This window comes from Lyngbya sp. CCAP 1446/10, assembly GCF_026130175.1.
Lineage (GTDB): Bacteria > Cyanobacteriota > Cyanobacteriia > Cyanobacteriales > Microcoleaceae > Microcoleus.
Genome location: NZ_JAIGNI010000015.1, coordinates 20,739 through 41,349, shown reverse-complemented (window position 1 = coordinate 41,349; position 20,611 = coordinate 20,739). Strand labels below are relative to the sequence as shown.

Below are 20,611 nucleotides of genomic sequence, written 5' to 3'. Positions count from 1 at the left end.
TGCTTTCGGCAGAAAGTAGAAAACAGAAAGCAGTTGTGTGTCTACTAACTACTAACTACTAACTACTAACTACTAACTACTGTCTACTGTCTACTGTCTACTGTCTACTGTCAACTGTCAACTGTCAACTGTCAACTGACTAATTAACAGGTTTAAAATTTTCCAAACCCTGAGTAACAGTAGCCTTTTCAATGCGATCGCCCGCTTGAATCTGATCGACTACATCCATCCCTTGCTTCACGTAGCCAAAAACCGCATAACTACCGTCCAAAAACGGCACATCGGTCAAAGTAAAGTAAAACTGAGAAGAAGCCGAATCAGGACTTTGCGATCGAGCCATAGCCACAGCCCCGCGAGTGTGCATCAACACGGGTTTCTGGGCAACCCCAGCTTCTTGTAGCGTTTGGCTGTAAGTCGGGTTTGCAGCACCTTTAGCTTTAATTTCCAGAGGAATCCTGCGTTCTGTAGAAGTTTTCGGGTCAATAAAACCGCCAGTTCCGAGCCGCGCCGTAGGGAATTTAGGGTCTTTACCCTGGGGGTCGCCGCCCTGAACTACAAAAGGCTGAGGTTCCCGCACGACTCGGTGAAATACCAGCCCGTCGTATACTCCTTTCTGAACCAAATCGACAAAATTGCCGGCAGTAATTGGGGCATTTGTGCCGTCAAGTTCGATCGTAATCGGAGCACCTTTGACGATCATCACCACCGTTGCTTTTCCGGTCAAGCGGGCCAAATTGCTAAATTGCGAACCAGCCGCCACAGCAGCAGGCGGAGACGCAGACGGAGACGGAGATGGAGACAAAGAAATACTTTCACCCGATGCCGGATTTGGTGTTGGAGTTGAGTTTGCAGCAGGGGAACTACCGCATCCCCCGACAAATAGCGCACCAACTATTAAAAGTGAGAAGAACCACCGCTGAATTTTGATTTGCATTTGCATTTTTATTTTCACTTTGACTCAACATAAGGTGCAGCCGTGCACCCTAGATTTATCGATTTACCGGGGATAATGTGCACGGCGTACATACTTTAGATTTATCGATTTGGTGCGCAGCCGCGCACCCTACAAGACATTACCAATCGAAAATCGAAAATCGAAAATCCCTAAAGTCCTTCTAGGGGAACTTGCAAAAATCGAGCCAATTCGGCAGCTTGATTTTCCACATCAGACAAAGAAATCGGCTGTCCGACTCTAGTCAGGGGAAACTGACGGCGGTCTTTGAGCTTAAGATAAATACTGCGGCGGGGATTGAGACCTTCTTTAATATCGACCCGCACAGATTGCACGTCCGATGTCTGGCAAGTAAAATCAATTTTGCGGTTTTTGCCGGGAAATCCCCAGCGAAAGATCCGAATGTTACCTGTTTTGCGATCGAACTCATTGTATCCGCCACCGACATCCCAGAGAATAGTCAGCCACAGGTAAAGCGCCAACAGCACGCCGCAGACACCGTAGAAACCCATCGCGATGCCTTGGGGGATGAAAATGAGCTTAGTCGGGTCAGAAAAAGGCAGCAAGTTCACGTGCAAGTAGCTGGAAATGCCCGACAGCAGGAAACCAGTGCCTCCAATGGTGACAATCGTCCCCCACCAGAAATTGCTGAAGCGACGAGAGCCCAAAACCTGGTAGCGCAGGACAGAATCGATCGAGGTCATTGTTTTTGCAGTCATAATAAACAGCCTTAAAGCCAAATTTTAATTCAACTAGCCCACCTGTGCGTCACAATTCGCCTGGGCGATCGCGACTAGCCGATCGCGATTCTGTATCAACTCCTGCCGTTTTAGTTGAAAATTAATGAACTTATAATATATAGTTATGTTAACTTTAATTAGAAACCTTGGTCTTTTAACAAGCAAGAGGATTTAAGAGCTATGACAATCGCAGTCGGACGCGCCCAGACCGAACGAGGCATCTTTGATGTACTCGACGACTGGCTCAAGCGCGATCGCTTCGTCTTCGTAGGCTGGTCTGGCATCCTGCTATTCCCCTGCGCCTACCTATCCATCGGTGGCTGGCTGACAGGCACCACCTTCGTTACCTCCTGGTACACCCACGGTTTGGCAAGCTCCTACCTCGAAGGAGCCAACTTCCTCACCGTCGCAGTATCCACCCCAGCCAACAGCCTCGGACACTCCCTGCTATTCCTGTGGGGCCCCGAAGCACAGTGGGACTTCACCCGCTGGTTCCAACTCGGTGGCCTGTGGACATTTGTCGCCCTTCACGGCGCCTTCGCACTGATCGGCTTCTGCCTGCGTCAGATCGAAATTGCCCGTTTAGTCGGCATCCGTCCCTACAACGCCCTCGCATTCACCGGCCCCATCGCCGTGTTTGTGTCCGTGTTCCTGCTGTACCCCTTGGGTCAATCAGGTTGGTTCTTCGCCCCTAGTTTCGGCGTCGCAGCAATTTTCCGCTTCCTACTCTTCCTGCAAGGCTTCCACAACTGGACGCTCAACCCCTTCCACATGATGGGCGTTGCAGGCATCTTGGGCGGCGCGCTGTTGTGCGCTATTCACGGTGCAACCGTAGAAAACACCCTGTTTGAAGATGGCGAAGGTGCTAACACTTTCCCAGCTTTTAACCCAACTCAGTCAGAAGAAACCTACTCGATGGTGACAGCTAACCGTTTTTGGTCGCAAATCTTCGGAATTGCGTTCTCCAACAAACGTTGGTTGCACTTCTTCATGTTGTTCGTGCCCGTCACAGGCTTGTGGATGAGCTCCATTGGTATCGTCGGTTTAGCATTAAACCTGCGTGCTTATGACTTCGTATCACAAGAATTGCGCGCTGCTGAAGATCCTGAGTTTGAAACGTTCTACACTAAGAACATTCTGCTTAACGAAGGCATCCGTGCTTGGATGGCTCCGACCGACCAACCCCACGAAAACTTCATCTTCCCAGAAGAAGTTCTGCCTCGCGGTAACGCACTTTAAAAAAATCAGGATTTGGATTTCAGATTAATTTAAGTTTTTTAAATTCAAATTGAAATCCAAATCCCTATTCCCCAGCGCAGGCGCGGTACTCCCGTACCCTACTGGGGAACAAAAAAACCGAAATCCAAAACCTAAACCTAACATCGTTGGAGGTTCTACCGCGTGGTAACGCTCTCTAATTCCTACGCAAGCGGTCGCGACCAAGAATCCTCCGGGTTCGCTTGGTGGTCAGGCAACGCTCGTTTAATCAATCTCTCAGGCAAACTGCTGGGCGCACACGTCGCTCACGCTGGTTTGATCGTTTTCTGGGCTGGAGCAATGACTTTGTTTGAAGTCGCTCACTTTATCCCAGAAAAACCCATGTACGAACAGGGCTTAATCTTGATGCCCCACGTCGCTACTTTGGGTTGGGGCGTCGGCCCCGGCGGTGAAGTTATTGATATCTTCCCGTTCTTCGTAGTCGGTGTTCTGCACTTGATTTCCTCTGCTGTTCTCGGTTTGGGCGGCATTTATCACGCCGTTCGCGGCCCAGAAGTTCTCGAAGAATACTCTTCCTTCTTCGGCTACGACTGGAAAGACAAGAACCAGATGACCAACATCATCGGCTATCACCTGATTTTATTGGGTGGCGGTTGCTTGCTGCTGGTGGCTAAGGCCATGTTCTTCGGCGGTGTCTATGACACTTGGGCTCCAGGTGGTGGCGACGTGCGTATTATCACGAACCCAACCCTCAACCCCGCTGTGATTTTTGGCTATTTGACTCGCTCTCCTTTTGGTGGCGAAGGCTGGATTGTCAGCGTCAACAACATGGAAGACATCATCGGCGGTCACATCTGGCTCAGCTTGATTTGTATCGGTGGCGGTGTTTGGCACATTTTGACCAAGCCTTTCGGCTGGGCTCGCCGCGCTTTAATCTGGTCTGGTGAAGCTTACCTGTCTTACAGCTTGGGCGCTTTGTCCCTTATGGGTTTCATCGCCGCCTGCTTTGTCTGGTTCAACAACACTGCTTACCCTAGCGAATTTTACGGCCCGACGGGCCCGGAAGCTTCTCAAGCGCAAGCTTTGACCTTCCTGATCCGCGACCAACGCTTGGGTGCTAACGTCGGTTCTGCACAAGGCCCTACCGGTCTGGGTAAATACCTGATGCGCTCTCCTACTGGCGAAATCATTTTCGGCGGTGAAACGATGCGTTTCTGGGATTTCCAAGGCCCTTGGTTGGAACCCTTGCGCGGTACTAACGGTTTGGACTTGAACAAAATCAAGAACGATATTCAGCCTTGGCAAGCTCGCCGAGCTGCTGAGTACATGACTCACGCTCCTTTGGGTTCTTTGAACTCTGTGGGCGGCTTGGCAACTGAAGTTAATGCCTTTAACTATACTTCTCCCCGTTCTTGGTTGGCCTGTTTCCACTTTGTGATGGGTTTCTTCTTCTTGGTCGGCCACTTGTGGCACGCTGGTCGCGCTCGCGCGGCTGTCGCTGGCTTTGAAAGAGGTATCAATCGCGAAAATGAAGCTGTGCTGTCTATGCCTGATTTGGACTAATCGATCGCGCTTTTGCTGATTTGATGGTCTAATCTAAAAAAGCTCCTGCTTAACGGCGGGAGCTTTTTTAGGCTAGAAGGAAGTTCGGCAACGAACAATGTACGGGATATAACGGATGTCAGGAAGAATAAAAAAAGCAATAGACTGTGTGGCTTTGGGAAATCAAGAGCTTTCTAGTTGTCAGGTTGGTATATCTGGAAAAAATGGCTCAAAAGTCGATCGACCTTTCTCTGAATGATTCTGCAAGTCTTGACACTTGACAATTTTAATTTGTTCGGGTAAAGAGCTTGCAAGGCACGCTCTACAAAGTTTATATTGAGAGTAGAAAAGTTTTAATCACACAAAATTGAAAGTTGCAATGGGAAGTTGCAGTGTCAAGGCAGATCCCTAGCGGCGCAAAACTCATCTACCATCGCCCTACTGGATATTCATATTTTATTAAATGCCTGTGCTTGTCTATTTTTGTAACAGGCACAAGACTTTTCAGCCACTTAATATTATTGCTGGGAAAGCAAAAGATTAATAATGGACTCATTAAAGATCCAAAATGTCAAGGTAATGTACGATCGAGTAAATTTACTCGATCGCATCGCCAACCGCATTCGCCGCTCTCTAGAATTGCCAGAAATTCTCAGCGCCACAGCAGCGGAAGTTCAATCGTTCTTGGGAACAGACAGAGTAAAAATCTACAAATTCCATAGCGATGGCAGTGGTGAAGTGATTGCCGAATCAATTAACGGCAACCGCTTACCATCGCTATTGGGGCTGCATTTTCCCGCAGACGATATTCCCCTTCACGCCCGCCAACTGTTCGCGCAAGTACAAGTGCGATCGATCGCCGATATCGATTCCGGGCAGCTAGGCCAAAGTCCCCGCCGCGACGCGGTTTCCGGCCAACTGCTGCCCGACGAAGTGCGGTACAGGCCGATCGACTCCTGCCACGCTGAATACTTGACTGCACTCGGCGTCAAGGCTTCCTTAGCAGTACCAATTTTTCATGGCGAAGAATTCTGGGGGTTGTTGGTATCTCACCACTCCGAGTCCCGGAGTGTCCCAGAAGACGAATTGCAAGGCGTTCAGATGGTGGCAGATCACCTCGGCGTCGCCATAGCCCAATCAACCCTCCTGGCGCGCGCGAGAGCGAAAGCTCAGCGGGAAGCTGCCGTCAACCGCGTCGCCGCAGCCCTGCACTCCCAGCCCGCGATCGAACTGCAAGCAGCTTTGGCAGAATCTGTAGCTGCACTAGACGCAGCCGGTGGCAGGCTGTGCATTTTTGACAGCAACAAAGTCACCAGTTTAGAACCCAACTCCGACAATTCCACTCGCGCACCCAAAGTCTACACTTGCGGATCAGGGCCGAGGATGCAAGTTTCGGCAAAATACCAGCAGGTAGAGCAATACAGCGTCTGGCCCGAATATTTTAAGTCGGGCGAGCAACAGGTTTGGGCAATTCCCGACTTGTACAAAATTAGCAGTTTGAGAAGCCTGCAACCTGCATTTCGATCGACAAAAATTCGCAGCATTTTAATCATACCGCTCAGAAACCGCCAGCAAATATTCGGTTATTTGAGCATTTTTAGAGAAGAATTTGACACCGAAACTCTCTGGGCAGGACAGTTTGATGCCGACGGGCGGCTCGCCCAATCTCGGATATCTTTTGAAGCGTGGAAAGAGTCAAAAACCGCTCAGATTCGCGAATGGAATGCTGAAGAAATTGAACTCGTACAAACTTTTGGTAGCCATTTTTCTAAGGCAATTAACCACTACCAACTCGACCAACAAATAGAGGAACTTAACACTAATTTAGAAAATCAAGTTCAAGAGCGGACAGCTCAACTACAGCAGTTGACCCAACAGCAGCGAGTGCTGTTTGAAGTGGTGGCAAAAATGCGAGAATCCCTGGACTTGAACAGGATTTTTAGCACAATGTCCCAGGAAGTGCGGCAGGCTTTAAATGCCGATCGCGTTGGGGTTTACCGCTTCGATCCCGCATCGAATTTTAAGGATGGCGAATTCGTTGCCGAAGATGTTTTACCAGATTTTCTCTCAGCAATGGCTGTGAAAGTGCACGATCATTGCTTTGGAGAAAAATACGCCCAGCTATACTCTAGGGGGCGAGTTCACGCACTGCCCGACATCAGACAAGTGGGACTGCCAGATTGTTTTCGGGGAATTTTGGAGCAATTTCAGGTGAAAGCTACTTTAGTTGCACCGGTGATGAAAGGCAACGACCTTTGGGGGTTGCTGTGCGTGCACCAGTGTTCGGCTCCCCGCCACTGGGAATCTTCCGAAATTCAGTTTGCTACCCAAATTTCCGCTCAGCTCAGCATCGCCCTAGAACAAGCAGATTTGCTCGCTCAAACTCAGGAGCAAGCAGTTGATTTGCAGCGGGCAGCCGAGCAGGAGCGGATACTATTTGAGGTTGTTGCTAAAATTAGACAATCTCTCGATTTAGATACAATTTTTTGCACGACAACTACAGAACTGCGGCGAATTTTAAATGCAGATAGAGTTGGAATTTATCGCTTCGATCCTGATTTGAATTTTAATGAAGGTGAATTTATTACCGAAGCTGTTTTGCCAGCTTTTGATTCAGCAATGAATGTAAAAGTTTACGATCGTTTCTTTAGCGAAAAGTATGCAAAAAAATACAGTCAGGGACAAATTCAAGTGCTGCCAGACATCGAAAATGCGGGACTCTCAGACTGCCACACTGCTCTTTTAGCTCAATTTCAAATTAAGGCGCAAATAATTATGCCAATGATGAATGGCAGCGCACTTTGGGGTTTGCTGTGCGTGCACCAATGCGACAGTCCGCGCAATTGGAACAGTTCGGAAATTCAGTTTGTGACGCAAGTTGGAGCTCAGTTGAGCGTTGCATTAGAACAAGCAGATTTGCTCGCCAAAACGCGGCAGCAAACGATCGATATCCAGTGGGCTGCCGAGCAACAGCGGATACTGTTTGAAGTGGTGGTCAAGATTCGAGAATCTCTCGATATTAACGCGATTTTTCAGACAGCAACTCAAGAAGTTTGTCAGTTTATGCAAGTTGATAGAATTGCTGTATATCGCTTCAATTCTGATTGGGGAGGCGAATATGTTGCTGAGTTTGTCAAAGATGGCTGGAAAAAATTGGTAGGGGAAGATATCAATACGGTTTGGGAGGATACTTATTTGCAGCAACACCGAGGCGGCAGGTATCGCAATAATGAAACTCTAGCCGTTGAGGATATCTATCAAGTTTGTCACTCGGAGTGTGTCGTCGGTATTTTAGAGCAATTTCAGGTGAAGGCTTATGCGATCGCACCAATTTTTGTGGGACAAGAACTTTGGGGTTTGTTGGCAGCTTATCAACATTCTGGGCCGCGCTGCTGGGAAAGTTCAGAAGTTAAATTTTTAGCTCAAGTTGCCAATCAGTTAGGTGTAGCTATTCAACAAGCCGATTTGCTGGCTCAAACCAGAAACCAATCAGCACAAATTGCTCAAAATTTAAAGGATTTGCAGCAAACTCAAGCTCAATTGATTCAGACTGAAAAAATGTCTGGTTTGGGGCAACTGGTGGCAGGCATTGCTCACGAAATTAACAATCCCGTTAATTTTATTTACGGTAATCTCAATCACGCTAGTGATTATACTGAAAATTTGCTGACTTTGCTGGAACTTTACCAGCAGCAATATCCCGATTCTAGTCCTGAAATTGCTGAATTGACCGAAAATATTGACTTGGAATTTCTGCTCGAAGATTTGCCGAAGTTGCTATTGTCTATGAAGGTGGGAGCCGATCGCATCCGTCAAATTGTTCTGTCTTTGAGAAATTTCTCTCGTCTGGATGAAAGTCAAATGAAGGCGGTTGATATTCACGAAGGCATTGACAGCACGCTGTTAATTTTGCAGCACAGGTTGAAGTCTAATCCCGACAGTGCACCCATTGTGCTAGTTAAAGAGTACGGCACTTTGCCTCTGGTTGAGTGTTATGCCGGACAGTTGAATCAGGTGTTTATGAATGTCATCGGAAATGCGATCGATGCTTTGGAATCGGACAAGTTGGTCGATCGCAAATCAGTGAGTCCTCAAATTAAAATCTCTACTGCTGTCGGTCAACTTAATGGCAATGTTCCTAGCGCGGTGATTCGGATTTCTGACAACGGTTCTGGAATTTCGGAATCGATGAGAGAACGCATATTTGACCCTTTTTTCACGACTAAGCCGGTGGGCAAAGGTACTGGATTGGGACTGTCAATTAGTTACCAAATTGTGGTAGAGAAACACGGTGGTGTTTTTAAGTGTAGTTCGGAATTAGGGAAAGGTACTGAGTTGGCGATCGAGATTCCGATTAGAAGATTCGGCGGTTGAAACCGCGTCTACACAAACGAAACCCGGATGGTGCGCGGGTTGAAGACGCAAGTTTGTCTAGGCGCGGTTTCAACCGCCGTTTTAGTTTAGTTCGATCGCCCGATCGCCCCAAAACATGGTAAATTCAATAATCAGACAGACTTTTGTCAAAATTGAAAACTGAGCGCTTGTAGTCGATCGACCGATACACCATGCCAGATTCCGAATTCTCAAACGATTTAAAATGGACACCCGAAGCCAAAACCAAGCTCAAAAATATTCCCTATTTTGTCCGGGGACAAGCTCGCGTCCGCATTGAGCAGCTAGCCCGCGAAGCCGAAACCGAAGTCATCACAGTTGACCTAGTTGAGCAAGCTCGCATCGAGTTTGGGCAATAAGGGATCGAAATGTACCCTAAAGCTCTAGACTATAAAATGCGTTGTAAGGACAAGGATTTAAAAAAATAGTGCGCAAAATAGTTATAGCTGGCAACTGGAAAATGTACAAAACTAGGGCAGAATCCCTAGAGTTTCTTCAAGGATTCATGTCCTGTCTGACGGAAACCCCAGAGGAACGGGAAATCGTGCTTTGCGTTCCCTTCACAGATTTGAGTGTCCTCTCGAAAAACCTGCACGGAAGCCGGATCAGACTCGGTGCTCAGAACGTCCACTGGCAGGAGTCGGGAGCTTATACTGGCGAAATTTCCGGGCAAATGCTGACAGAACTTGGGGTTCGCTACGTCATAGTGGGTCACAGCGAACGACGGCAATATTTTGGCGAAACTGACGAAACAGTGAATTTGCGGCTGAAAGCTGCTCAGAAATCTGGTTTAGTTCCGATTCTGTGCGTGGGAGAGACGAAGCAGCAGCGGGATGCCGGAGAAACTGAATCTCACATCTTATCTCAGTTGGCTCAGGATTTGGTTGGTGTTGATCAAGATAACTTAGTAATAGCTTATGAACCGATTTGGGCGATCGGCACTGGCGATACTTGCGAAACGAAGGAAGCTAACCGAGTTATTGGTTTGATTCGCAGTAAATTGATTAATCCTGACGTGCCAATTCAGTACGGCGGCTCTGTCAAAGGTGAGAATATTGATGAAGTTATGGCGATGCCTGAGATTGATGGCGTTTTGGTAGGCGGTGCGAGTTTGGAAGCTGCGAGTTTCGATAAAATTGTCAATTATAAATAATTGGTAATTTGTAATTGGTAAGATAGCTCAGAATTGCAATTGAATATCAAGAAATAATCAAACTCTTGTGGGGTGGGCTTCTAGCCCGCCCCGAATATTAGACAAGATTGCATAAATCTTTGATGCGAGCCTGTCAACCGCAGATACAAGGCGATGCAACGCAGATAATTTCAAGATGGTTTGCAAATGAATGCAATCTTGTCTAATAACTTATAGCTATTTAAAATAACTGATGAACGATCGCAAATTAACCATTAGAAATAAAACTTTCGAGTGGGGGAAACGCACTTATTTAATGGGCGTTTTGAACGTAACTCCTGACAGTTTTAGCGACGGCGGCGATTTCAATACCATAGAATCTGCTTTAGCGCAATCTGAAAATATGGTAAAATCGGGGGTAGATATTATTGATATTGGCGGTCAATCTACTCGGCCCGGTGCAGCGGAAATATCCTTAGCCGAGGAACTCGATCGCGTTATACCTGTTGTCAATATGCTGAGGCAAAAAGCCGATATTTTTGGCTCAGTTCCGATTTCGGTCGATACTACCAGAGCGCAGGTTGCCAAAGCTGCGGTTGACGCGGGGGCTGATATTGTCAACGATATTTCGGGAGCAACTTTTGACTCGGAAATGCTGTCAACAGTTGCCCAGTTGCAAGTACCAATAATTTTGATGCACATTCGGGGAACTCCCCAGACCATGCAAAAACTCACAGATTATCAGGATTTAATGGGGGAAATTGGGGACTTTTTGCAGAGTCGAATTGCAGCGGCAGTTGCTGCGGGAATTGACAAATCTCAGATAATTATCGACCCCGGTATTGGCTTTGCTAAGACTTACAGTCAAAGTTTGGAAATTCTGCAACAGTTGCCAAAATTTCGTGTTTTGGACTGTCCGATTTTAGTCGGAGTATCCCGCAAAAGCTTCATCGGTCAGATTTTGCAGCAGCCGGAAGCTAAACAAAGAATTTGGGGGACAGCGGCGGCTTGTACAGGTGCGATCGCAAATTTGGCAGATATCTTGCGAGTTCACGATGTCAGAGAAATGCACGATGTTTGTCTGGTTGCCGACGCCATCTTCAGAAATCAATCTTGAGCGGTTGATTGGTCGATTGCTTGGAGTTCTCCCCCGTGAGTATGCGGCTCGACATCCGGCATAGAATCCATCAAATTGTTGAGAGCTTCTGACATATTCTTCGGGTCCATAAACAGAATTTTGGCATTGTCGCTTTCGCCTAATTTTTGTTGAGCCTCTAAGTATTTTTCGGTTACTAAGTAATTCAAAACTTGCTTGCTATTCGGATGGGAGTCTAAAGCTTCAACGAGGAGCCTCATATACTCCTTAGTGCCGATCGCCTTATTGACCATTGCTTGCCATTCGCTCTTGGTGGCGCGTTCTTCTTCCATAGCTTCTTGCACCCTTTTCGGAGGTGTAATGCTTTGAATTTCTACGCGAATTACTTTAACGCCCCAAGTTTCGGTAGCTTCGTCCAATTTCTTAAGTAACTTTTTATTCATGTCATCTCGGGAACTCAAGATGTCTTGCATGGGCAATCGACCAATTTCAGCGCGAAACGTAGTTAAAACTAAGTTGGCGATCGCATTTTCAATTTGATCGATTCCATAATAAGCTTTCTGCAAATTCACAACCCGCCAATACACAACGGCATCGACTTCTAGGGCCACATTATCGCCCGTGATTGCTGATTGAGGTTTAATGTCTAAAACTCGTTCGCGGCTTGTGTCCACGCAGACGACTTTTTCGACCAGGGGACTGATAAAGTGGAATCCCGGCTTGAGGGTGCGCTTGTATTGACCCAAACGTTCGACTAAAGCTTCGTCGCCACCGCTGACTATTTTCACGCTTGAGTTAACAGCGTAGCCGAGGATGAGCGCAAACAGCATGGTGAGAATAGACTGCCCCATTTCTACTTTCCTGCTAAGGTTGACTGAGAATCGATCGGGAATATACTCTAATTTAACTCAAAATCTGCCGATCGCGTGCTAAAATGTCTCGACTGTCAATAACAAGTTCAATAGTAAGTCGCCATGTGTTTGGACTCTCACGGCGAAGCAGTGAAACCCAGCATATCAACAACACATTTCCACAAAAGACATGAAAAACGATCGAGAGTTTCGCCCTTTCAAACCTTTTACCTGGATTGGCCCAAGCATTGTGGCGGCTGGAATGTGCGCATTGGCAGTTGTCCCACCTGTACAAGCTGAACCAACCACGGTGCAAATTTCCCCAAACTTGCAGTCGCAAAACTCGCAGCCACCGCGCCGGGGGCCGGCAGTTCGCGAAGTTCTATCCTACGAGATGAAGGGAGACGAACTCAAGATTTGCAAGCAGCAAGGCAACTCCGAGAAAAAGTGCGAAGTTGTAGGCAAAGGTTACACCCTGGGTTTGAGAACTGCCAACGACCTTTACGGTCAAGGAAATCTGGTCAATGCCGAAGTTTTGTACCGGCAACTAATCGCTCGCTATCCCAAACAAGCCGATGTTTATTATAAATTGGGAAGTCTGCTGTCAGGACAAGGTAAAATGAGCGATGCGATCGTCCAATTCCAAAAAGCCATTGAAGTCAACCCACAGCACGCCAAAGCTCACAACGATTTGGGCGTGGCGATGGCAAGTCTAGGGAAGTTGCCAGAGGCGATTGTGCTATGGAGACAAGCCGTTAAAATTAACAGCCAATATCCCGATGCTTTAAATAATTTAGGAGTCGGTTTGTACCAACAAGGTGCAAAGGAAGACCAAGCGGAGGCAGTAGCCAGCCTCAAAAAAGCTAAGGAGTTATTTATCAAGCAGGGTAGAACTCAAGCTGCTACTAGAGTAGATAAAATTTTGGAAGAAATGAATTCACAGTCCAGTAGTTCCTAAGCTGAAATGCCGATCGAACATTGACAGAAAAAACATCATTGGCGATCGGCATTAATCGACCTTGTAGAGCGGTTCAACACCCCCAAGAACGAAAATTTAAAGCATTTCCCTCAAAACTTGTATAATCACATCTCCATCCACGCGATCGCTCACAGCGGCCTCGCCCAAGCGCACCGGCAGCACAAAGCGCACCTTGCCATCCTGCACCTTCTTGTCCAGTTGCAAAGTATTCAAAATCTCCTCAACATCGACACCTGCCGGCAACTTAGCCGGTAAAGCAGCTTTGGTAATTAAAGCAGATTGGCGGCGATCGCACTCAGCATCCCACATTCCCAACTCCACAGCCAAGCGGCTAGACGCAGCCATACCGATTGCCACACCTTCCCCGTGATTGATCACCTTGTAATTAGTCAAACTTTCTACAGCATGACCGATCGTGTGTCCATAATTCAAAATCGCCCGCAAACCCGATTCCTTCTCATCCTTGCTAACCACCTCAGCCTTAGCTTGGCAAGACCTGATCAAAATTTCAGCTAACAAATCCGCCTTCACATAGCGCATTTGATCCAAACGCTTACAATTCTCCAACTTCCCGAAAAGTTCAGCATCCCAAATCACCCCATACTTGATGACTTCCGCCATCGCCGAACGAAACTCCCGCGCCGGCAGAGTTTTAAGTACATCCGGGTCAATCAAAACCAAACGTGGCTGATGAAAAGCCCCGATTAAATTCTTCCCAGAAGGATGATTGACCCCCGTTTTGCCGCCAATAGAAGCATCAACCATCGCCAGCAGCGAAGTTGGAACCTGCACCACATTAATTCCGCGCAGCCAAGTCGCGGCCGCAAAACCGGTGATATCGCCAACCACCCCGCCGCCCAAAGCCACCATTGTTGAGGAACGTTCTAAGCGGTTTGCCAAAGCCTCATTGTAAATTTTCTGCACCGAATTTAGCGTTTTGTACTGTTCTCCCGGTGGTAGGATGCAGGTACTGACTTCAAACCCAGCGGATTCGAGGGATGCTGTTGCTCTTTCGCCATATTGCCGAAAAATCGACTGATTCGAGACCAGCAGCACCTTTTTGCCCAAACTTAAATCGCCCATCAGCGTGCCGAGATCGTCTAAGCCGCCCGATCGCACGCAAATATTGTAAGATTGTGGGCCCAAGTCAACTTTAATTATCGATTGCATATTTATCTAATTTAGATTATAGATTTTAGATTATAGTTCTTATAGGTCTTTTTATTGATTATTTTGGAGAAATTGCCATGACTCTTAGCGGAGCAATAGCTTATTTTGGGATTTTCGGAGGCATGGTCGCCTTGGCGACAGTGCTGATGTTTGGTCTGCGGGCTGTCAAACTCATCTAATTTACTAACTTAGATGTAAAAACCAGAACATTAAATTTCTGGTCAAACGTGCGATCGAACGAAGTATTTCTGCAAAAAATCTTGAATTTTTCCTCTAGATTTAGCCCGCCAATACTTCGGTCGATCGAAGAATTCGACAAGAGGTTTAATATAGCGTTTGTCAAAAAAAATATAGATACTTCGGCTTCGCGGTACAAGTTTTAAGTTTTTCGGCTTCGCGAACGAAGTCGAAGAATCTAAAATCTAAATTTTCAACTCCTCACCTTTTTGATAAAGGCTATATTACGACAGACCAACCCTCACATTATAATTGGAATCATAACTGTAAACTCCGTTAATTTTCCGGGAATTGAGGAACAATTTAGCTGACCGTGATGTTTTTCACAAATAATGTGATAGCTAATAGATAGTCCCATTCCTGTACCTTTACCGATCTGCTTGGTGGTAAAAAATGGATTGAATATTTGCCCTTGAATCGATGGTAGTATACCGCATCCATTATCGGCGATCGCAATTTTAATAAATCTATCGACTACAGATGTCCGAATAGTAATCTGACCTACCTTTGTTTCAAGTTGATTAGTATTGTCTATAACACTTTTTTCATCAATTGCATCAATAGCGTTAGCGATAATATTCATAAATGCTTGGTTCAATTGTCCCGCACAGCACTCAATTTTTGGCAGCGCTTCATACTTTTTGACGATCGAAATTTGCGGGCGGGTAGAAGTAGCATTCAAGCGATGACTTAAAATTAGCAGACTGCTATCAATTCCTTCGTGAATATCGACTTTTTTAAACTCAGCTTGATCTAAACGAGAAAAGTTACGTAACGATAATACAATATCTTTGATTCGGGTAGTGCCGACATTCATAGACTGTAATATTTTGCTAATATCTTTTTTCACAAAATCAAAATCCACCGCCTCTAGTTCAGTTTTAATTTCAGTAGGAGGGTGTGGCAAGTATTTATGATAAAGCTGTATCAGATGCAGTATTATTTGAGTGTATTCCTCCAGATGTCTAAGGTTGCCGTGAATAAAACCAATGGGATTGTTAATTTCGTGGGCAATACCTGCCACTATTTGTCCGAGACTGGACATTTTCTCGCTATGAATCAGCTTTGCTTGGGTTTTTTTTAGCTCAAATAAGGTAGTCTCTGTTGCGATTTGAGCGCGGCGGTAAACCTCTTGAGTAACTTGTGTTGCTAATAATTGCTGGAACGTGTAATGATAGATATTAACGTTAAGCAGAACAAATAGTGAACCCAGGCAAAATACTAAGCCAATCAAAATAGGAAGGAATTGCCACTGTTGATTAATAAGTAAGAATAAAGCTAGGCAATATCCCAGTAGAAAAAACACCATCAAAAACCGCAGTATCTTCCAAGCTAGATAGCCACTGTGTTCTTTTAGTAAATCTAAAATTTTTTGAGTTTTGATGATTGACAAGAGCATAAATCCTGCTCCCAACGCAATCAATAATAATGAAATCAACAATAAAATATCGATGTTCATAGAATTAAATTATTCTTTTTATAAAAAAGTCTATATTACTTGTATTTAAGTAATAAATACTGGTTGGGCAATTGGTAATCAATGGTCTATCGTCATTACTCTTCACTTCTTTTTTAATAATTGCTATAGATACAATTGATATTTCACTACCACAGAGTTGTTAATGAGAGCGGAGCTAAGTTAATGAGAAAACATCTGCGAAGCTTGGTTAAATTAGCAAAATTAGCGAACTGAATATTTATATTTGTAACATTGGTGATCAAAGCACCGCAAGCAGACTGGACAATAAAATGTGAGTGGATCTCGATATTGTATATGACTTACGCATCAATACCTAAGAAACCGGATTTTTGTCGTTGAAGTGGCTTTTAACGAGAGTAGGGAGCATCTCATTTCTGTCGCAAAGCATTTTTTTTGAGTGCTGTCTCGCACAGCACAGCTATCCAAGACTCGATCGCAACACAGCACTACAAATTTGACACTCAAGCGGGAGTCAACGCCACGCTCGATTCTTGCTTCTATGAATCGACTTGCCGATGCAGAATTACTTCAACATCGGTAGCGGTCAATTCTCCACAAGCGTTCAAGGTATTGTCACCCCAAGTTCCGGTATGCCCTACCGTACTTAATCCCCGACTTAGGATATTCTTAGCTGCATTGTGATCACGGTCTAAAACACATCCACATCTACAAACGTGAGTTCGTGTTGATAGACTCTTCTTAACAATCGTTCCGCAGCTAGAGCATTCTTGGCTGGTTCCATTGGGTGAAACGGCAATCGTAATTCTTCCGAATACTTTGCCAAAATATTCCATCCAAACTCGGAACATATACCAAGATGCGTCGTTAATCGATTTCGCTAGACAGTGATTCTTCACCATGTTCTTAATCCTCAAGTCTTCGTAAGCTATGCAGTCGTTAGACTGAATTACGCATCTTGCTAATTTCACAGCAAAATCTTTACGTTGTCTACTTATTTTGAGGTGGCGTTTTCCCAGAGTCACTCTGGCTCTTTTTCTGTTGTTGGAACCCTTGACGCGCCTTGATACCCGTCTTTGGGACTTCTTCAGTCTACATTCTCCCTTGCGGAGAAATCGTGGATTCTCTACTGCAATTACATTGGAGTCGGTGTAGAATTCTTTCAATCCTACGTCTAGTCCAATGGTATTTCCAGTTATTTCTACGACTTCGGAACGGTCAACCTGAATGCAAAACTGAACGTAGTAGCCGTCTGCACGTTTTACCAACCTGACTCGTTTAATTTGAGTGACTTGGTAGAAATGCAAGTCGCGCGTCCCTTTTAGTTTCAGCTTCCCAATCCCCTGTTTGTCGGTAAAGGTGATGGATTTCCTATCTGTTGCCAATTTCCAACCGCTAGTCTTATATTCGACTGAGCGGTTGTCTTTTTGGAACTGTGGAAATCCCTTTTTACCGGGAACCTTCTTCTTACAGTTATCGTAGAATCGGGAGATTGCAGACCATGATCTTTCTGCACTCGCCTGTCGAGCCATACTGTTCAATTCATCACAAAACGAAAATTCTTTTGCTAATAATGCACAGTATTTACTTAGATCGTTTTTACCAATCTTTTCGCCATCCATCCACAAGCGAATTGCTTTGTTTCGGATAAATTGTACTGTTCTAATAGCTTGATCGACAGCATCAAACTGCTGTCGCTTTCCGTATGTTTTGAATTCAAAAACTAGCATGACTTCGACCTGATCACGATATACTTACAACAGCAAAGTTGGTGTAAAACAAATACAGTCTGTGACAATACTTTACAAGAAAGACTGAAGGGGACTGAAGTCCCCGCCCGCTTTCATCGAGCGCACTAAAGTCACGCTCGCTTTCCGCATTCCGCTAGTTTTTTTGTAAAACTACAGATGATCCCCGATAGTATTTCGGAAAAAAAACAAAGATGATGACAGCCGTGGGTAAGTTTTATTGTATTTTAGACTCGATTTGTACTCAATCGCTTTCAAATAATTATTAAATCATCTGCGTCCATCTGTGTCTGTACTGGGGAAACCTGCGGTTAAAAGCTAGATCGAAATTTATACAAACTCAAGTCTTGTGTTTCATTGATTTACTGATTGATTAAGACTTCCTGAAAAAACAGAAAATCCATAAACCTAACTTTGTAAAGTAAGTGGGAGATCAAAATCGCCAATTGATAGTTCTCACTTTAATCTAAAATAACTTATGTTCCCCTCAATCGAAAATCCCCAATCTAAAATCGCCAATCGATCGCTCTCGCTTTAATCTAAAATAATTTCTACTCCCTCAATCCAAAATCTAAAATCCAAAATCTAAAATCGAAATGACCCATTCCACCGATATAGTCACCCTCGCCCGCTGGATGGCCGCCGACTTCAGCAATCAAGCCCAAGCCTTTGAAAATCCGCCTTTTTTCGCCCACATCCGCGTCTGTATGAGACCATTACCCGTGGAGATATTGGACGGAGTAAGTCTTTATCTAGAACAAGCCTACGACATCGAACTCAACTCTCCGTACCGAGTGCGAGTGTTAAAATTAGTCCCGGCGGACGATCGCATCGACATCGAAAATTATGCGATCGAAAACGAAGCACAATTCTACGGCGCATCCCGCGAACCCCAACGGCTGCAAGAAATCAAAACAGCACAACTGAAACTGCTCCCCGGATGCACCTTTTTTACCCACTGGACGGGCAACAGCTTTAAAGGTCGCGTCGAACCAGGAAAAGGCTGTGCCGTAGTCAGAAAGGGCAAAAAAACCTATCTAGACAGCGAATTCGAGATTGATGGTAACAAATTTGTCAGCCACGATCGCGGACGCGACCCAGAAACCGATGCCCACGTCTGGGGAGCTCAAGCCGGCCCCTTTGAATTCACCCGCTGGGCCAGCTTCGCCGACGAAATTCAGGTTTAATGCAAAAAAAACTGAGTCCATCCTGGGCGAACACGCTTGCAGATTAAAGGTTCACAATGCACCATTACCTGGTACATTAACCCAGTATTGGCAAGCAAGATTCACCGTTGTTTTATGAAAGTCCTGGTTATTGGTGGCGATGGCTATTGCGGTTGGGCAACCGCGCTCTACCTTTCTAAAAAAGGTCACGAAGTTGGCATCCTCGACAGCTTCGTGCGACGGCACTGGGATCTGGAACTGTGCAGCGACACCCTCACTCCCATTGCACCGATTCAGCAACGACTCCAGCGATGGCAAGATTTAACGGGTAAGTCGATCGACTTGTTCGTCGGTGACATCACCAACTACGATTTTCTCAGCAAAAGCATGAGAAAATTTGCACCAGAGGCGATCGTCCATTTTGGCGAACAGCGATCGGCCCCTTTCTCCATGATCGATCGCGAACACGCAGTCCTCACCCAAGTCAATAACGTCGTCGGAACACTCAACCTGCTGTACGCCATCCGCGAAGACTTCCCCGACTGTCACCTAGTGAAACTCGGGACAATGGGCGAATACGGCACCCCGAATATTGACATTGAAGAAGGCTACATTACGATCGAACACAACGGCCGCAAAGATACACTACCCTATCCCAAACAACCGGGCAGTTTCTACCACCTGTCAAAAGTCCACGACTCCCACAACATCCATTTTGCTTGCAAAATCTGGGGTTTAAGAGCCACCGACTTAAATCAGGGCGTAGTCTACGGCGTGCTCACAGAAGAAACAGGCATGGACGAACTGTTAATCAACCGTTTGGACTACGACGGAGTATTCGGTACGGCATTGAACAGATTTTGCGTCCAAGCTGCGATCGGTCATCCTTTGACGGTTTACGGAACTGGCGGACAAACCCGCACCTTCTTGGACATTCGGGATACCGTGCGGTGCGTCGAATTGGCGATCGCCAACCCCGCCGCCGCCGGAGAATTCCGCGTCTTCAACCAATTCACCGAACAATTCAGCGTCGGCGACTTAGCCTCATTGGTGCAAAAAGCAGGCACGGCAATGGGATTAAAAGTAGAAATCAACCACCTCGAAAATCCCAGAGTCGAGAAAGAAGAACATTATTTCAATGCCAAAAACACCAGTTTGCTAGAACTAGGCTTGCAGCCGCACTATCTCTCAGATTCCCTGCTCGATTCTCTGTTGAATTTTGCTACAAAATATCAGCACCGCGTCGATAAAAACCAGATTTTGCCGAAGGTTTCTTGGCACAGGTAAATTTGGCTGTCTAGCTGCGGGAGAGAGTTTTTTTAACGAACCGCGAAGGCGCGTTAGGCGAAGCCGCGCGTAAGCGCTAGGGCGTGAAGTAAGAGAAAAAAAGGGAAGAGAAGAACTGCTAGCTTGTTTGGGAATAAATATAGCAACCGCGCCCGATGGTTATGACGTTCTTAATTGCTGAAACATAAGCGGTCGATTTTTTCTTCCTTTTTCCTTCTTCCATCTTCCTTCTTCCATCCGTTACATCCGTTACAAAATCCGTTGCCGAACTTCTTCCTTCTATACCGTGAAAAGTCGAATTCTCATTTTGTTGCTTTTAGTTGTTGTGCCGGGATTTTTGGCTAGTGCAGTTTGTGCTTATTATTTGGTGCCGGAATGGGCTGCACTAAAGGCGAGTTATCAAAATTACCGCCGTGTTAGCGAATCGCCGAATGCTACAGAAAAGGAAATCTTAATCGCCAAAACTGCACAGGAAATTCACCGAATTAACTGCTTTGCTGAAGGTGTGGGATTGCTTTTAGGTGGAATAATTGTATCAATTGGTATTCAGGGAATTTGTATTTTACCCCCAAAACCTATCGATCGCACTTAAGAATGAAAATTTAATAACTTAAGCGATTGCTCGTTACCAGGCTCTGCCTGGTAATGCAGATTCGGAGGCTC

Annotated in this window: 18 protein-coding genes; 12 read left to right on the top strand and 6 right to left on the bottom strand. The window is 45.8% G+C overall.

Translation table 11 applies throughout. The features are described 5' to 3' along the window. Positions 1-139: 139 nt before the first annotated feature. Both K4039_RS09165 and K4039_RS09160 read right to left on the bottom strand, forming a co-directional pair. Entirely contained in the window at positions 140-934 is a 795-nt protein-coding gene (locus K4039_RS09165) for a peptidylprolyl isomerase (protein ID WP_265234853.1), read from the bottom strand. Between the two features lie 170 nt (positions 935-1,104). Then, on the bottom strand, positions 1,105-1,671 hold the full coding sequence (locus K4039_RS09160; RefSeq protein ID WP_265234852.1) for a photosystem I assembly protein Ycf4: 567 nt from the start codon (positions 1,669-1,671) through the stop codon (positions 1,105-1,107). A gap of 201 nt (positions 1,672-1,872) precedes the next feature. Between K4039_RS09160 and psbD the strand changes: the two genes are divergently transcribed. From psbD to folP, 7 genes are all read left to right on the top strand, one after another. Further along, entirely contained in the window at positions 1,873-2,931 is a 1,059-nt protein-coding gene (psbD, locus tag K4039_RS09155; protein WP_265234851.1) for a photosystem II D2 protein (photosystem q(a) protein), read from the top strand. Positions 2,932-3,093: 162 nt separating this feature from the next. Next, on the top strand, positions 3,094-4,473 hold the full coding sequence (gene psbC / locus K4039_RS09150; protein WP_265234850.1) for a photosystem II reaction center protein CP43: 1,380 nt from the start codon (positions 3,094-3,096) through the stop codon (positions 4,471-4,473). Positions 4,474-4,588: 115 nt separating this feature from the next. Then, entirely contained in the window at positions 4,589-4,711 is a 123-nt protein-coding gene (locus tag K4039_RS09145) for a hypothetical protein (RefSeq protein WP_265234849.1), read from the top strand. Between the two features lie 287 nt (positions 4,712-4,998). Beyond that, complete coding sequence (locus K4039_RS09140; RefSeq protein WP_265234848.1) at positions 4,999-8,826, top strand: GAF domain-containing protein; 3,828 nt, start codon at positions 4,999-5,001, stop codon at positions 8,824-8,826. Between the two features lie 191 nt (positions 8,827-9,017). Further along, positions 9,018-9,203 (top strand): PCP reductase family protein, encoded by a 186-nt coding sequence (locus tag K4039_RS09135; RefSeq protein ID WP_265234847.1) that lies wholly within the window; start codon positions 9,018-9,020, stop codon positions 9,201-9,203. Positions 9,204-9,271: 68 nt separating this feature from the next. Further along, positions 9,272-9,997 (top strand): triose-phosphate isomerase, encoded by a 726-nt coding sequence (gene tpiA / locus K4039_RS09130; RefSeq protein WP_265234846.1) that lies wholly within the window; start codon positions 9,272-9,274, stop codon positions 9,995-9,997. Between the two features lie 232 nt (positions 9,998-10,229). Further along, the gene (folP, locus tag K4039_RS09125) at positions 10,230-11,093 is read left to right on the top strand and encodes a dihydropteroate synthase (protein WP_265234845.1); all 864 of its coding nucleotides are present in this window, start codon (positions 10,230-10,232) and stop codon (positions 11,091-11,093) included. On the opposite strand, the gene K4039_RS09120 is transcribed toward folP, so the two are convergent. Next, positions 11,084-11,923, bottom strand: coding sequence for an SPFH domain-containing protein (locus tag K4039_RS09120; RefSeq protein WP_265234844.1), 840 nt, complete (start codon positions 11,921-11,923; stop codon positions 11,084-11,086). The genes folP and K4039_RS09120 overlap by 10 nt on opposite strands. 190 nt (positions 11,924-12,113) lie before the next feature. On the opposite strand from K4039_RS09120, the gene K4039_RS09115 reads away from it, so the two are divergent. Then, positions 12,114-12,881 (top strand): tetratricopeptide repeat protein, encoded by a 768-nt coding sequence (locus K4039_RS09115; RefSeq protein WP_265234843.1) that lies wholly within the window; start codon positions 12,114-12,116, stop codon positions 12,879-12,881. Between the two features lie 96 nt (positions 12,882-12,977). On the opposite strand, the gene aroB is transcribed toward K4039_RS09115, so the two are convergent. Further along, the gene (aroB, locus tag K4039_RS09110; RefSeq protein ID WP_265234842.1) at positions 12,978-14,072 is read right to left on the bottom strand and encodes a 3-dehydroquinate synthase; all 1,095 of its coding nucleotides are present in this window, start codon (positions 14,070-14,072) and stop codon (positions 12,978-12,980) included. Between the two features lie 77 nt (positions 14,073-14,149). On the opposite strand from aroB, the gene K4039_RS09105 reads away from it, so the two are divergent. Further along, complete coding sequence (locus tag K4039_RS09105) at positions 14,150-14,251, top strand: cytochrome b6-f complex subunit PetL (RefSeq protein ID WP_265234841.1); 102 nt, start codon at positions 14,150-14,152, stop codon at positions 14,249-14,251. A gap of 299 nt (positions 14,252-14,550) precedes the next feature. Here K4039_RS09105 and K4039_RS09100 read toward each other — a convergent pair whose 3' ends face one another. Continuing rightward, complete coding sequence (locus tag K4039_RS09100; protein ID WP_265234840.1) at positions 14,551-15,768, bottom strand: sensor histidine kinase; 1,218 nt, start codon at positions 15,766-15,768, stop codon at positions 14,551-14,553. 518 nt (positions 15,769-16,286) lie between these two features. Beyond that, the gene (locus K4039_RS09095; protein WP_265234839.1) at positions 16,287-17,477 is read right to left on the bottom strand and encodes a transposase; all 1,191 of its coding nucleotides are present in this window, start codon (positions 17,475-17,477) and stop codon (positions 16,287-16,289) included. 614 nt (positions 17,478-18,091) lie between these two features. On the opposite strand from K4039_RS09095, the gene K4039_RS09090 reads away from it, so the two are divergent. The 3 genes from K4039_RS09090 to K4039_RS09080 all read left to right on the top strand — a co-directional run bounded on the left by K4039_RS09090 (position 18,092) and on the right by K4039_RS09080 (position 20,540). After that, a complete protein-coding gene (locus K4039_RS09090) occupies positions 18,092-18,682 on the top strand; it encodes a chromophore lyase CpcT/CpeT (protein ID WP_265234838.1) in 591 nt (196 codons plus the stop codon). A gap of 114 nt (positions 18,683-18,796) precedes the next feature. Continuing rightward, positions 18,797-19,948: an NAD-dependent epimerase/dehydratase family protein gene (locus tag K4039_RS09085; RefSeq protein WP_265234837.1), complete on the top strand. Its 1,152-nt coding sequence runs from the start codon at positions 18,797-18,799 to the stop codon at positions 19,946-19,948. Positions 19,949-20,255: 307 nt separating this feature from the next. Next, complete coding sequence (locus K4039_RS09080) at positions 20,256-20,540, top strand: hypothetical protein (protein WP_265234836.1); 285 nt, start codon at positions 20,256-20,258, stop codon at positions 20,538-20,540. Positions 20,541-20,611: the final 71 nt, after the last annotated feature.